The sequence below is a fragment of the Paenarthrobacter aurescens genome (genome assembly GCF_041549525.1).
Lineage (GTDB): Bacteria > Actinomycetota > Actinomycetes > Actinomycetales > Micrococcaceae > Arthrobacter > Arthrobacter aurescens.
In genome coordinates, this window is sequence record NZ_CP157456.1 from 1,368,451 (window position 1) to 1,381,476 (window position 13,026).

Sequence of the window (13,026 nt, forward strand, 5' to 3'; positions counted from 1 at the left end):
GCATGATGGGAGGACATCACGCCGCGTCAGGAGCCGCGGCGTGGATAGCTATTGCCTCAACCGGGCCATATGCGTTGGGCTGGTACCCCTTGGATTCCACCGGAATCCTCATTGGCGCCATGGCGACGGCGGGAACTGCTTTGGTGGTGGACTGGGACCACCGCCACAGCACCATCGCCAACTCGCTGCCTCCACTGTCCAACGTCATTGCGGTGGGGATAGAAAAAGCCAGCGGCGGGCACCGGCAGGGAACACACTCGTTATTGGGGGCCTCCGCCTTTGTGGTGCTCGCAGCCATGGCCGCGCAGTTCCAGATGGTCACCCCGGTAGGCAAGCTTTCCATCGGCGCCGGGTTACTGTGCATGTTCATGATCAACCTGGCTGCCAAGGCATTGAACCTGTTCCCCAAGTCAGGCTGGATCACCAACTGGCTGTTCGCGCTGGTCATGGCCGGCCTGGTGACGTGGTTCGCACCGGACCAGTGGGGCTGGTTGCCGCTGTCCATGCTCACCGGCGTGGTGGTCCACATTGTGGGGGACATGATCACTGTGGGCGGGGTGCCGCTGCTCTGGCCGATCGTTATCAAACCACCCAAATTCCTGCGTAAATCCGTGATCCGGGGCATCTGGCGGCCGAACGGCGCCTTCTCCATCCCGTTGCTGGGACGGGCTGGTTCACGCCGGGAATGGTTGGTCCTGATCCCCGTGAGCGGGTACGCCATGGTGGGCATGGGGGTTGCCGCGTGGACGTTGGCGCAACAGCACTGGCCGGGCGTCCTTGCTGCTCTGGGCGGGGTAGTACAAATGCCCTGAACAACCCGTGTCAGCAGGGCAACCCGTGTCAGCAGCGGGTGAAATTTCCTGCCACAACGTTGCCGGGGGCGTCCTCAAGCATCATGGTGCCGGCCTGGCAGGTGAGGTTGTTGGTCACCTCGATGTTTTCCAGGTCCCCACTGAAGTTCAGCCAAGGCCCTTGCAGGTTGAAGAACTCGTTGTTCCTGACCGTAACATCGCGAACCGCAGCATGGCCGCCGTCGTAGTATCCCGTGATGAGACCATCGGGCGAACCCCAAAAGCGGTTCCCGTCCACGGTGATGTTGTGAATTTCGTGCGTGCTGAGGGCTAACTGCAGGCCTGAACCGTGGGAGCCGCCGCGGACGTCATTGTTCCGGTAAATCACGTGATGAACGGGTGCGCCCAGGGCCTGGGCCACCAGTCCGTCGTCGCCGTCGGCTCCCTGACGCTGGTCAACGGTGTTTCCCTCCACCAGGCCGTCATGGGAATCGGTGATGTGAATGCCGTCCAATTGGTCGTAGTGGTCGCTGCTGGTCACGGTGGTCCGGCTCTCCCGTACGCAGAAATTGCTGCTGGCCACTACAGCTATGGAATACGTGTAGGGATTCCGGGTGGTGACCCCCTGCACCAGGGCATTGGTGGAATGGCGGACATCCACCAAATATTCGCGCAGGCGTCCGGGCAAGTTGCCCTCCAGCTCTTCCCCGTTCTGATCCGCGGTGAGCCAGGAGATGGTGACGTTCTGCGCGCCGTTTGTGGTGATCAGCGGGTGACCGCCAAACGGGCCCTCAAACTCGAGGAAATCCGGGCCGGCTTTCAGGACGGTGTCCGGTCCGGATCCCCTGAGAGATACGTTGCTCTTGATAACCAACGGGCGCTCCAGGGTGAAGACGCCCTCCGGCAGCTGAATGATGGCGCCGCCAATTTTGGCCGCTGAATCTATTGCCTGTTGCAAGGACCTGGAGGTGTCCTGGGCGTCCAGGTAGCCATTTGCTGTCCACTCTTTGACGTTGGTGGCTTGGCTTCCGTAGGCATCGCAGGCGCCCGGTTCGGCCCGCTGGAGAGCGTCAGGCTGGGCCAGCGCATCAGGATGTCCCAACGGGGTGGCCGAACCGCAGCCTGTTACCAACAGTGCTGTGGCCAGGGCCATTAACAACAAATGGCCCAGGCGGGAGCCCGGGCCATTCAAAGTCATCAGCGAAGTCTAGTTTTCGCCAGCAGAATCAGAGCGACCAAAAATGGTCTGCGGGATCCAGAATGCCAGAGCGAAGAGGCCCAGGCAGACGGCCATCGGCCACGGGTTGTCCAGCGTGAGGAAGGACAGGGAGTAGATGGCGGCCAGGAAGAGCACGATCATGACCACGAACAGCACAATGCTCTGGACGAGACTATTCTCTTTTTCAATGGGGGCGCTTGTGGCGTTCTTGGACATTCATTCCTCCTCGGCCCCGCAGGGCTCAAAATCTGTGACGGCAGCGGAAGCCTTAGTAGGCAGATGAACCCTGTTCACCTTTGACAATGGCAATTCCGGAGCTCGCTCCGATACGTGTTGCACCAGCAGCAATCATAGCCTGTGCATCGGCCAGGGATCGCACTCCACCGGAGGCCTTGACCCCCAGGTCAGGTCCAACGGTCCTGCGCATCAGCGCAACGTCCTCCACGGTTGCGCCGCCGCCGTTGAATCCGGTGGACGTCTTGACGAAGTCAGCCCCCGCTTCAACAGCGGCCTGGCAGGCGATGACCTTCTGGTCATCGCTGAGCATGGATGTTTCGATGATGACCTTCAGGATGGCTTCACCGGCGTGGACAACCTCGGACACGGCCCTGATGTCATCCACCAGCGCGCCCTTGTCATTCGCGCGCGCGGAAGCCATGTTGATCACCATGTCGATTTCATCGGCACCGTCCAACACGGCACCGCGGGCCTCAAAGGCCTTGACGTCGCTGGGGGTGGCGCCCAGTGGGAACCCGATCACCGAGCACGTGAGCACACCGGAACCCTTGAGGGCCTTGGTGACGGTCTTGACCCACACCGGGTTCACGCAGACTGACTTGAACTTGTACTCAACGGCCTCCGCGCACACCTTGAGGACGTCAGCCTCGCTGGCCTCCGGCTTCAACAGTGTGTGGTCAATGTAGGAGGCGATATTTGCAGGGGCGACGGCTTCGTTGCTCATGGAATCCTTCCGTGCAGGGCGTGGCCGGCCCGGTGGCCGCAGGGTTGTCACTGCCCGTCAAAGGACCATCTTGCCACAAACCCGTGCGCGCACCCGTGGGCCTTCGCCTGCGGCAGCGCCAGCCTCAGCCGGTAGCGATTCAGGCGGCCATGAGCGCCGGCTCGTCCTCTTTGCCGGCGCTCAGGAGCAGGCCCGAGGCACACAACATTGCGGAGGATTCGGCGGAGAGAAGCAGGCCCAGCCGAAGCCCGTCGCAGGAGGCGGCATCACCAATCGCCCAGATGCCCGGGACGGACGTGGCGAGGTCGCGCCCCACTGAAATACCGCCGTCGGGAGATGTTGTCAGTCCGGCGCTTTCGGCGAGGTCGTTGCGGGCGGTGCGCTCCTCGGCCAGGATCACCAGATCGCCTTTCATGCTGCTGCCATCTTCGAACACGATGCCCGTTGCCGGCAGCGCGGTACCTTGAACGGCGTTGTCGGTGCCGGTACCGGCACCGCTTTCAGTGGCGGAGAAGGGAACGACGGCGGTGGGGCGGAGGGTTGTGCGGACGGGCCGGACTCCGCGGGCCCGCAACACGGCCTCGGCCTGGCCCGCTGCGGGTCCGTTTCCAACGAGGATTCCCAGCGGACGGCGGCCCACCAGACGGGTGACGTCCTTGACTGCTTCGCCGATGCTTGCCGCGTCATCGATGGTGGAGTAGCTCAGGCCTGATTCGGCCCCTGGTACCGGCGGAAGGGCGGGGGCGGAACCGGTAGCGATCACAAGCTGGTCATAAGAGAACTCCATGCCATCCACGGTGGTCACCATCTTCGCATCAGCGTCAATGAAGCTCGCCGCCTGCCCGAACCGGACCGATACCTGCGGCAGTTCTGCCAGTTCCAGGAGGGCTTCCGGGCACTCGTCGCGGTTGCTGAGGACTGTGATGGTTCCGTGGAAAGCGCGCTGCCGGGAGTCTGACCCTCCAGCAATCCGCCGCACCAAAGCCTGGGCCGCTGGGCCTGCTCCGGCAATGACGATGTGGAGGGAAGGTGCGGACTGGATGGCGGACATGTTTGGCCCTTTCGCTCATGTGACCTGCTGTTGATCATCAGCGTAGGGGGCCGGTTTTTCGCGGGTGTTTCGCCGCTGTTGCCATTAATGGCCTATCCGTAGCGTGGTGTTTACCGGCCGGTAATAACGTGGATCACATCAGGCGTGGCTCAGGCCCAATAGAGTCGGAGCATGACGTCAAAGACGAAGGTGGCATTGGTAACCGGAGTAGGAAGGCGCCGTTCCATCGGGGCGGGCCTGGCTGTTGGCTTGGCGCGGGATGGCTGGGATCTGGCCCTTAACTACTGGACGCCATACGATCAGCGTCTGGGGATGGAGGGATCTGAGGAGGATCCCGAGTCAGTGGCCCAGGAGTGCCGGCGGCTCGGCGCCGCCGTCGAGCTCGTATCCGGTGACCTTGGCGATCCTGCGGTGCCAGCCGAACTCATCGCTGCCGCGGGGCGGCTTGGGACCGTGAACGGGCTGGTCCTCTCGCATTGTGAGTCCGTGAACAGTTCCATCCTGAGCACCTCGGTGGAAAGCTGGGACCGCCATTTCGCTGTGAACTCGAGAAGTACCTGGCTGCTCATCAAGGCTTTCGCCGAGCAGCTGCCGGTTGCTGTTCCCGGTGAGGTGGGTGGGCGCATAGTTGCCCTGACCAGCGATCATACGGCCCACAACCTGCCGTACGGCGCCAGTAAGGGAGCCTTGGACAGGATCGTGACGGCCGCCGCAGTGGAACTCGCGGATCGTGGAGTGCGGGCCAATGTAGTGAATCCCGGGCCGATTGATACCGGATGGATGGACGAGGCAATGCGCCAATGGGCGAGCTCCGCCACCCCCGCCGGCCGGTTGGGTACAGCGGAGGACACCGCAAACCTGGTGCGTTTCCTGTTCTCTGATGCCGGCTCCTGGATCAACGGTCAGTTGTTGCACAGCAGCGGTGGTTTCAACGCAGGTTGATGAACCCGCTGACCCTTGCGGGCGGTGGTGGCATGATGGGCCCATGAGCCAAGTCACGTGCGATCTGACTGTTTCACTGGACGGGTTTGTTGCCGGACCCAACCAGCGCCTGGAAGAACCGTTGGGCGATGGCGGAGAGCTCCTGCACAGATGGATGTTTGAAGACCCGGAGGCGAACGCCCCGGAGATCGACGGGATCCTCGCGGCAGGAGCTTTCATCATGGGACGCAACATGTTCGCAGGTCCCGGACCAGCGGCGTGGGACAAGGAATGGCGGGGCTGGTGGGGCGAGGAACCGCCGTATCACGCTCCGGTCTTCGTTCTGACGCACCACCGCCGTGAGCCGCTGGAGATGGAGGGCGGCACAACGTTCACCTTTGTGACCGAGGGCATCGAATCGGCGCTGGCACAGGCCCGGGAGGCGGCCGGGGACAAAGATGTGGCCATTGCCGGGGGAGCGCTGACCGCCCGCCAATACTTATCTGCCGGGCTCATGGACGAACTGCGGCTCCACATTTCACCCATGGTTCTTGGTGGCGGTGAGCGGCTGCTCGACGGCGTGGGGAAACTGACGCTGCAGCAAACCGAGGCGCGCGGGACCGGACTGGTCACGCACGTGCGGTACCGGGTAGTCCGCTAGAAAGCGGGACGCGACGGGATCGGCAGAACCGGGCGGCGATCGCCAGTCGGTCGCGAAGCCTGCACAGCAATCATCGCCGGCGCGTGACTCGACGGGTCTCGCGGAAATCCGCCGGCACCGTGATTTCGCCCTTCGGAGCGGCAACTGTCACACCCTTTTTCGTAACGCTGGTGACCTTGTATCCCAGTTGCTGTGCATGCTCCACAATGGGGCGCGAAGCATCCCTGTTGCGGATGATGCCGACGAGCACGCTGGCGAGCAATGCGAGGGTCAGCAGCCCTGGAATCAGGATGGCCAGGATCGGGCCGATGAGTCCGGTCAGGTACAGGGCCGGACCGATAAACCATAGGGCCACCGAGGAAAACATGAACGCGAGTACCAGTTTCTCGGAGCGCGCATGGGCGGCCTGTGCGCGGGCTAACTCATCCGGGTAGCGCTCCTTGAAAATGCGCGTGACGTCGGCGCTGAGCGCCCCGGATAGATCTTTGCTCCTGGCGGTCATGACTCTCCGATACGGGGTGCAGAGTCCGGCCACGGCAGCAATGTGCACCGGCGCCGGTGGTTCTGTGTTTGTCCCTGCTGTGTTTGTTCTTGCCCGGAAGTCCTCGCTTGGCCTTCCCCCACGGGGAGTCTACGCGATGTCTGCCATACGCTGTACACTGAATTATCGAACATATATTCGAAAAAAGGTGTGTTGTGGGCGTGATAGTCGGCCCCCGCGTGATAGATGCGGGCTTTTCCCTGATGTCGGTACTGCTGGCCCCCATCCCGGTGGCGGCGGGGTATCCCTCGCCCGCGCAGGATTATTTTGACGGCCGGATCGATCTCAATGAGCACCTGATCAAGGATGTCACCAGCACGTTCGTGGTGAGGGTGACCGGTCAATCCATGGAGGGTGCCGGGATCAGTGACGGGGATGAGTTGATCGTCAACCGGGCGCTGGAGCCCAAGGATGGGTCCGTCGTCGTTGCCGTCCTTGACGGTGAGTTGACCATCAAAAGGCTCCGCGTCACGCCGACGGGGGTGGTGCTGGAGGCGGACAACCCCAAGTATCCGGACATCAGGGTGCCCGCGCTGTCGGAGCTGACCATCTGGGGTGTGGCCACAACGTGCCTGCATCACATCTAGTGACTGGCGTCGCCACGGCGGATTTGGTGTTGATCGTTGCCCTGTTCCTGCCTCTTTCGCCTACAGCGCACACGCCGCACGGCGCTTCCTACGCCCCGTAGAATTAAGTGCACTATGGATGACCCTCCTTCACATATGCCCAGGCCCCTCAACCTTCTGACCGGATCGCCGGCCAACACGGGAGAGGGGCGCCCGAATGTATGAATGGATCATGCTCGGCATCGGCCTTGTCCTCACGGTCGGCACCGGATTCTTCGTCGCTTCCGAGTTCGCGCTGGTCAATCTCGACCGCAATGACCTCGAAGTCCGCCAGGCGCGCGGTGAGAAGCGCCTGGGGCCCACCATCAAGGCCCTCAAGATCACCTCAACGCACCTTTCCGGCGCGCAATTGGGCATCACGCTGACCACCCTGCTCACCGGATACACCTTCGAGCCGGCCATCAGCTCCATGCTCCGCGGCCCACTGCTGTCAATTGGACTGCCCGAAGCTGTAGTGCCCGGTATCGGCGCGGTGGCCGGTATCTTCCTGGCCACCATCTTCTCCATGGTCATCGGTGAGCTGGTCCCGAAAAACTTCGCCCTCGCCCTTCCGTTGGCCACGGCCAAAGTCGTCGTACCGTTCCAAACCCTGTTCACCACAGTGTTCAAGCCGGTGATCCTGCTGTTCAACAACACGGCAAACGGCATCATCCGCTCCTTTGGCATCGAACCCAAAGAAGAGCTCTCCGGTGCCCGCAGCGCTGAAGAACTCAGTTCCCTGGTCCGCCGCTCCGCTTTGGAAGGTTCCCTGGACCTTGACCACGCCGTCCTGCTGCACCGTACCCTGCGTTTCTCGGAGCACACCGCAGCTGACGTTATGACACCCCGGGTCCGGATGGCCGCAGTGAATGCCGATCACTCCGCGGAAGACATCCTGGCCTTGGCCACGGCCACCGGTTATTCCCGGTTCCCCGTGATCGGCGACGACCGCGATGACGTCCTGGGTGTGCTGCACGTAAAGCAAGCCTTCGCTGTTCCCCTCGATGATCGCGGGACCGTCACCGCGCAGGCTCTCATGATCGATCCGTTGCGGGTCCCCGAATCCATGGGCGTCGATACTTTGCTGGGCCTGCTCCGCAAACAAGGCCTGCAGGTCGCCATCGTCTCGGACGAACACGGAGGAACGGCCGGAATCGTCACGCTTGAGGATCTGGTGGAAGAAATCGTTGGCGAACTGGAAGACGAGCACGACCGGGCGCGCGTGGGCGTGGTCAGGACCGGCCGCTCCATCACCTTTGACGCCTCCCTGCGGCCCGATGAACTTCTCGACCGGACCGGAATCGTGGTCCCTGACGGTGAGGAATACGACACTATGGCCGGCTTCATCACCGACCAGTTGGACCGCCTCCCCGAACTTGGCGACGAGGTCATCATCAACGGCGGAAGTCTGCGTGTGGAACGCGTCGTGGGCACGCACGTGGAACGGCTCCGCTTCACCCCTGACGACAGCGGGGAAGCGCCCATGAGCGCCCACGACAGGATTGTTGAGAACCTCACGCAGGAGCTGACCCATGAGTGAATACCTTCCCGGCATCATCTGGCTCATCGTGCTGCTGGTTGTCAATGCGTTCTTCGTGGGCGCTGAATTCGCCGTCATTTCAGCCCGGCGTTCCCAGATTGAACCCAAGGCCGAGGCTGGGAGCAAAGCCGCGAAAACCACGCTCTGGGCGATGGAGCACGCCACCCTCATGCTCGCCACAAGCCAGTTGGGCATCACCGTCTGCTCGCTGGTGATCCTGAATGTCTCCGAACCGGCTATCCATCACCTGCTTGAAATCCCCCTGGGACTGACCTCGCTTTCCGGGGAAGCCATCGGCATCATCGCCTTTGTCGCGGCGCTGCTCCTGGTGACTTTCCTGCACGTGGTCATTGGTGAAATGGTCCCGAAGAACATCTCCTTCTCCGTTCCCACCCGCGCCGCGCTGATCCTTGCACCGCCCTTGGTGGTGGTCTCCAAGATCGTCAAGCCTGTCATCTGGACCCTGAACGGGATCGCGAACTCCATCCTGCGCCTGTTCAAAGTCCAGCCGAAGGACGAAGCTACCAGCGCCTACACCCTGGATGAAGTGGCCAACATCGTGGAGCAGTCCACCAGGGACGGGATGCTCAGCGACACCACCGGCGCCCTCACGGCGGCCTTCGAGTTCACCGCCAAGAAAGTGGCGGACGTCGAAGTTCCCATCGGCGATATGGTGCTGCTGCCCGCATCGGCCACCCCGGCCGACATCCAATCAGCCGTCGCCGAACACGGCTACTCCCGCTACATCCTCACCAATGACGACGGCGACCCATCCGGTTATCTGCACCTCAAGGACGTCATGGACCTGACTTCCGCGGAGAAATTCACCACCCAGGTGCCTGCGAAGCGCATCCGACGGCTCGCATCCGTCTTCAGCGGCAGCGACCTCGAAGATGCCCTGGCGACCATGCGCCGTACAGGTTCCCACGTTGCACGGGTCTTCGACGCCGAAGGCACCACCACCGGCGTGCTCTTCCTTGAGGACATCATCGAAGAACTCGTCGGCGAAGTCCAGGACGCCACCAGCGCCTGACCACGTGGCTGCATCCCGTCCGCCGGACTTTTTCCACATACGGCGGGCGGGATGCTTTCTTGTCGGACCTCGGCAGTACAGTAGAGGTATTCGAATATATGTTCGAATGCACGGCGTGTCCCGCACCGGAATGGGGGTTCGCGTGCTAATGCGAGCCAAGGAGCGGAATGTCCAAGCCAGCGCTCATGCATCGGATGCAGGAGATCGCCCACGTGGATATCAACTGCTTCTACGCCTCGGCGGAGCGTGCCTTCAACCCTGCGTTGGAGGGCAAGCCTTTGATAGTGCTGTCCAACAATGACGGTTGTGCCGTGACGCGGTCGCCCGAGGCCAAAAAGCTGGGGATCGGGCTTGGGGAGCCGTGGTTCAAGCTCGCTCCGCGTGCCAAAGAGTGGGGGCTCATTGCGCTCTCAAGCAACTACGAGCTCTACGGAGACATCAGCTCGCGTGTCATGGAGCTCCTGGCGCGGTATTCGGCATGGCAGGAGGTGTACTCCATTGATGAGGCATTCCTGGGAGTGAAGGGGCAACCCGGAGAGCTGCTGGAATTGGGCCGCACCATCAAGGACGCCTGCCAACGCCATGTGGGGGTTCCCGTGTGCGTAGGCATTGCGCGCACCAAGACTCTCGCCAAGCTGGCCAATAAGTGGGCCAAGCATAATCCGGCCTTCAACGGTGTGTGCCGCTGGGACTCCATCCCCGAGGGCCATCGCGAAGCGCTCATGGCGCGGCTCTCCGTGATCGAGATTTGGGGCGTAGCCAGCCGGCTCACCAAACGCCTGAATGCGATGGGGATCTTCTCGATCCTGGACCTGGTCCGCGCTGACCCCGTGGCGTTGAGGGACAAATTCTCCATCGTCATGATGCGCACGGTCCTGGAACTGCAAGGTACACCCTGCATCCCCATGGAGGAGGAACGAGTCGGGCGGGATCAATTGATCTTCTCCCGGTCTTTTTCCACACCGATCACCACGGCCGCCCAGCTACGGCAGGTGCTGAGCGTCTACGGCCAGATGGCAAGTGCAAGGCTGGCCAAGCATGACCTTCAGGCCAAACTGCTGACAGCCTTCGCCGCAACTTCGGTCTACAACCCCAACGACAAATCGTTCCCCACTGTCAACGTCAAGTTGCCCATGCCCACCTCGGACCCGGTGCTGCTGACCAAGGCCGCACACGCGCTGGTCCTCAGGATCCAGGAAGGCGTGAAGTATGCCAAAGCCGGGATCATGGTCACCGACCTCCGCCCCAGCGGAAACCAGAAACCCCTGCAAATCTTCGAAAACCGGCACGAGGAACGGGGCATAGGCCCCCTGCTGGAGCAAGTCAGCAAGCGATATGGCCGCGGCTCCATCGGCCTGGGCCACGCCGGCATCAAGGGCGGCCCGGACTGGTCCATGAAACGGGACATGCTTAGCCCCCGCTACACCACCAACTGGGACGAACTTCCCTTGGTGAAGGCGGCCTAGCGTGGCCGGAAACTACATACGGGAGAACTCAGGCCCGCAGCCGGTAACCCCTCTTCACCACGGTCTCCACGAGCTTGCCATCTGGAAGCGCAGACCGCAGTCGGCTCACCGTCATGTCCAGCGCGTGCACCGAACCGCGCAAGTCCAGCAGATCAGAGAGAGCTTCCCTGGACAGGACGGCCCCACCGGCACCCAGCAGCGCTCGCAGCAGCAACAGGGGAGCCGGCGCAAGATCCACCACTTCCCCGTTGATCCGCAAGCAGCGGCCGCGGAGCTCTATGGTGGCGCTCTTGGTTTCCAGGCGCCGCACGTGATTCAGCGAGAGATGCTCGGTCACCAGCCTGATGAGCGCACCCATACGGTAGCGATCCGGAATCAGAGGGCTCAATCCGGCGTCCACCAGCGGCTGAGCAGTGACCGGCCCCACCGCCGCAACGGTAACCGGACCCTTAAGGGCTTCGATGAGCTGGCGGTAAAGGCCCATTTCGTGGGCGGTGCTCCACATCGCGTCCACCGCCGGGGCACTGGTGAACGTCAGCACATCCACGTTTCCGCTTACCACGGCTTCGATCAGGCGCGGCAACTTGTCCTCGCCGTCCGGCTTCACCCAGCGGTACGGTGTCACGGTCAAAACAGTGGCCCCGGACATGCGGAGCCTCTCCAGCTGCCGGACATCCGTGTAGCCGTGCAGCTGTACCGCCACGGTCTTGCCGCGGACACCTTCTGCAAGGAGCATGTCCACCAAAGTGGCGGTGGTTTCATCACTGCTGATTCCGACGTCGGCAAGACCTGCCGCACGCACCGCACCGCGGGCTTTGGGTCCACGGACAAACATGCGGCAGGCGGACAGAGTCTCCAGCAGTTGCTCGCCGATTCCAAAGGAATCCGCAGCCTCACACCAGCGGCGCATGCCGTAGGCGGTGGTGGCGATGCAGATGTCCGGTTTGGCCGCGATGATGGTGCGGGTGTCCTCGATCAGGACCATGTCCTCCTGCACCGGAGCGATCTTCAAGGCAGGGGCGTGCAGCACGCTGGCACCGCGGCGTTCCAGGGCCTCAATGAGGTCCCGGGAGCGGCGGTGCGAGGTGACGCCAATGCGGAATCCATCCAGCGGCGCGTCCACCGCTTCGGAAACTTCCGGAGCGGCAGTGGCGTCCTGGACTTCGATGGCACGTGCAACAGTCATGTGTTCTTACCTTCAGGCTTCAAGGAGCGAAGCCGCGAGTCGGCTCAGTTCAGCGGATGCTTCGGCATGGTTCCGGTTGGCTTCAGCTACCCGAACCACTTCGCCGATCACCAGTACGGCTGGGTTGCTGCAGCCGGTGGCTGCTGTTTCGATGGTACCGAGGTCAGCGATCGTGGTGCGCTGTCCCGGGCGGTATCCGCGTTCCACCACGGCCACGGGCATCTCAGGATCCATGCCCGCGCGGCGCAACCCCGCCGCCAGCTGGGGCAAGGTTCCAATCCCCATCAGCACCACGATCGTACCGCCAAGGCCGGCGAGGTGGGTGTGTTCCTTCTCCGTCAAGGGAGCATGGCCGGACACCACGGTAAACATGTGACTCACCTCGCGGTGCGTCACGGGGATGCCGGCGGCGGCCGGGACGGAGATAGCGCTGGTGACACCGGAAATGACTCTTACAGGGACGCCGGCAGCAACACAGGCCGCCACTTCCTCGCCGCCACGGCCAAACACGTACGGATCTCCGCCCTTGAGGCGGACCACGTTCTTGCCCAGCAGTGCAGCTTCGACCATGAGCTTCTCAATGTCCCGCTGCGTTACTTTGTGGAGCCCGGGCTGCTTTCCCACGTCCACCAGGTCCGCAGAGGTCAGGTCAGCCAGTTCCTGGCAGGGAGCGAGCCGGTCATAGAACACCACGTCAGCATCCGGCAGCGCATCAACGGCGCCCACGGTGAGCAGGTCCAAGGCGCCCGGGCCTCCGCCCACCAAGGTCACGTGGCCCTCAGCTCCGGGTGCAGGCTCGAAAGCAACGGGAATACCGGCGTCGCGGCAACGCTCCACCAGCGGCAGCCAGCCGGTACCGCTGTCGTCAACTATGGCCACCAGGAAGGGTCGCTCGGGCAACTGGCCGTCACCAGGAAGGCCTTCAGGGGTGCTGAGCCGGTACACGTTGGCACCGGCACGCTGGTAGCGGCGGACTGCCTGTCGGGCGGATTTTTCAGATCCGGTGACAAGGACGTCCCGGCCGGTGAGATCAATGGTGAGCTGCATGGTG

14 protein-coding genes are annotated in these 13,026 nt (G+C 62.8%); 7 read left to right on the forward strand and 7 right to left on the reverse strand.

Translation table 11 applies throughout. From position 1 onward, the window contains the following. Positions 1-2 precede the first annotated feature (2 nt). The gene (locus ABI796_RS06465; RefSeq protein WP_141283713.1) at positions 3-812 is read left to right on the forward strand and encodes a metal-dependent hydrolase; all 810 of its coding nucleotides are present in this window, start codon (positions 3-5) and stop codon (positions 810-812) included. Positions 813-840: 28 nt separating this feature from the next. Here the strand turns inward: ABI796_RS06465 and ABI796_RS06470 are convergent, their stop codons facing one another. From ABI796_RS06470 to ABI796_RS06485, 4 genes are all read right to left on the reverse strand, one after another. Next, positions 841-1,989, reverse strand: coding sequence for a glycosyl hydrolase family 28-related protein (locus tag ABI796_RS06470; RefSeq protein WP_141283712.1), 1,149 nt, complete (start codon positions 1,987-1,989; stop codon positions 841-843). Positions 1,990-1,998: 9 nt separating this feature from the next. Further along, positions 1,999-2,226, reverse strand: a complete 228-nt coding sequence (locus tag ABI796_RS06475) for a hypothetical protein (protein WP_141283711.1) — start codon at positions 2,224-2,226, stop codon at positions 1,999-2,001. Between the two features lie 52 nt (positions 2,227-2,278). Continuing rightward, positions 2,279-2,971: a deoxyribose-phosphate aldolase gene (gene deoC, locus ABI796_RS06480; protein ID WP_141283710.1), complete on the reverse strand. Its 693-nt coding sequence runs from the start codon at positions 2,969-2,971 to the stop codon at positions 2,279-2,281. 139 nt (positions 2,972-3,110) lie between these two features. Further along, the gene (locus ABI796_RS06485; protein WP_141283709.1) at positions 3,111-4,022 is read right to left on the reverse strand and encodes an FAD-dependent oxidoreductase; all 912 of its coding nucleotides are present in this window, start codon (positions 4,020-4,022) and stop codon (positions 3,111-3,113) included. Between the two features lie 171 nt (positions 4,023-4,193). Between ABI796_RS06485 and ABI796_RS06490 the strand changes: the two genes are divergently transcribed. Together ABI796_RS06490 and ABI796_RS06495 are read left to right on the forward strand one after the other, a co-directional pair. Continuing rightward, complete coding sequence (locus ABI796_RS06490; protein ID WP_141283708.1) at positions 4,194-4,964, forward strand: SDR family oxidoreductase; 771 nt, start codon at positions 4,194-4,196, stop codon at positions 4,962-4,964. Positions 4,965-5,007: 43 nt separating this feature from the next. After that, positions 5,008-5,604 (forward strand): dihydrofolate reductase family protein, encoded by a 597-nt coding sequence (locus ABI796_RS06495; RefSeq protein ID WP_141283707.1) that lies wholly within the window; start codon positions 5,008-5,010, stop codon positions 5,602-5,604. Between the two features lie 70 nt (positions 5,605-5,674). Here ABI796_RS06495 and ABI796_RS06500 read toward each other — a convergent pair whose 3' ends face one another. Then, complete coding sequence (locus ABI796_RS06500) at positions 5,675-6,106, reverse strand: hypothetical protein (protein ID WP_141283706.1); 432 nt, start codon at positions 6,104-6,106, stop codon at positions 5,675-5,677. Positions 6,107-6,300: 194 nt separating this feature from the next. Here ABI796_RS06500 and ABI796_RS06505 point away from each other — a divergent pair, with 194 nt between their 5' ends. The 4 genes from ABI796_RS06505 (at position 6,301) to ABI796_RS06520 (ending at position 10,789) form a co-directional block, all read left to right on the forward strand. Continuing rightward, the gene (locus ABI796_RS06505) at positions 6,301-6,732 is read left to right on the forward strand and encodes a LexA family transcriptional regulator (protein WP_141283705.1); all 432 of its coding nucleotides are present in this window, start codon (positions 6,301-6,303) and stop codon (positions 6,730-6,732) included. A 196-nt stretch (positions 6,733-6,928) separates the two neighbouring features. Further along, entirely contained in the window at positions 6,929-8,290 is a 1,362-nt protein-coding gene (locus tag ABI796_RS06510) for a hemolysin family protein (RefSeq protein WP_141283704.1), read from the forward strand. Continuing rightward, complete coding sequence (locus ABI796_RS06515; protein WP_141283703.1) at positions 8,283-9,323, forward strand: hemolysin family protein; 1,041 nt, start codon at positions 8,283-8,285, stop codon at positions 9,321-9,323. Before ABI796_RS06510 ends, ABI796_RS06515 begins: the two co-directional genes overlap by 8 nt. Positions 9,324-9,490: 167 nt before the next feature. Beyond that, complete coding sequence (locus tag ABI796_RS06520) at positions 9,491-10,789, forward strand: Y-family DNA polymerase (RefSeq protein ID WP_141283702.1); 1,299 nt, start codon at positions 9,491-9,493, stop codon at positions 10,787-10,789. Positions 10,790-10,817: 28 nt separating this feature from the next. On the opposite strand, the gene ABI796_RS06525 is transcribed toward ABI796_RS06520, so the two are convergent. Together ABI796_RS06525 and cobA are read right to left on the reverse strand one after the other, a co-directional pair. After that, positions 10,818-11,975, reverse strand: coding sequence for a uroporphyrinogen-III synthase (locus ABI796_RS06525; RefSeq protein ID WP_141283701.1), 1,158 nt, complete (start codon positions 11,973-11,975; stop codon positions 10,818-10,820). A gap of 12 nt (positions 11,976-11,987) precedes the next feature. Continuing rightward, positions 11,988-13,022: a uroporphyrinogen-III C-methyltransferase gene (gene cobA / locus ABI796_RS06530; protein ID WP_141283700.1), complete on the reverse strand. Its 1,035-nt coding sequence runs from the start codon at positions 13,020-13,022 to the stop codon at positions 11,988-11,990. Positions 13,023-13,026: the final 4 nt, after the last annotated feature.

Coding starts and splice junctions, on each gene's coding strand:
- ABI796_RS06465 (WP_141283713.1), top strand. CDS start 3: ATGATGGGAGGACATCACGCCGCGTCAGGAGCCGCGGCGTGGATAGCT.
- ABI796_RS06470 (WP_141283712.1), bottom strand. CDS start 1,989: ATGACTTTGAATGGCCCGGGCTCCCGCCTGGGCCATTTGTTGTTAATG.
- ABI796_RS06475 (WP_141283711.1), bottom strand. CDS start 2,226: ATGTCCAAGAACGCCACAAGCGCCCCCATTGAAAAAGAGAATAGTCTC.
- deoC (WP_141283710.1), bottom strand. CDS start 2,971: ATGAGCAACGAAGCCGTCGCCCCTGCAAATATCGCCTCCTACATTGAC.
- ABI796_RS06485 (WP_141283709.1), bottom strand. CDS start 4,022: ATGTCCGCCATCCAGTCCGCACCTTCCCTCCACATCGTCATTGCCGGA.
- ABI796_RS06490 (WP_141283708.1), top strand. CDS start 4,194: ATGACGTCAAAGACGAAGGTGGCATTGGTAACCGGAGTAGGAAGGCGC.
- ABI796_RS06495 (WP_141283707.1), top strand. CDS start 5,008: ATGAGCCAAGTCACGTGCGATCTGACTGTTTCACTGGACGGGTTTGTT.
- ABI796_RS06500 (WP_141283706.1), bottom strand. CDS start 6,106: ATGACCGCCAGGAGCAAAGATCTATCCGGGGCGCTCAGCGCCGACGTC.
- ABI796_RS06510 (WP_141283704.1), top strand. CDS start 6,929: ATGTATGAATGGATCATGCTCGGCATCGGCCTTGTCCTCACGGTCGGC.
- ABI796_RS06515 (WP_141283703.1), top strand. CDS start 8,283: ATGAGTGAATACCTTCCCGGCATCATCTGGCTCATCGTGCTGCTGGTT.
- ABI796_RS06520 (WP_141283702.1), top strand. CDS start 9,491: ATGTCCAAGCCAGCGCTCATGCATCGGATGCAGGAGATCGCCCACGTG.
- ABI796_RS06525 (WP_141283701.1), bottom strand. CDS start 11,975: ATGACTGTTGCACGTGCCATCGAAGTCCAGGACGCCACTGCCGCTCCG.
- cobA (WP_141283700.1), bottom strand. CDS start 13,022: ATGCAGCTCACCATTGATCTCACCGGCCGGGACGTCCTTGTCACCGGA.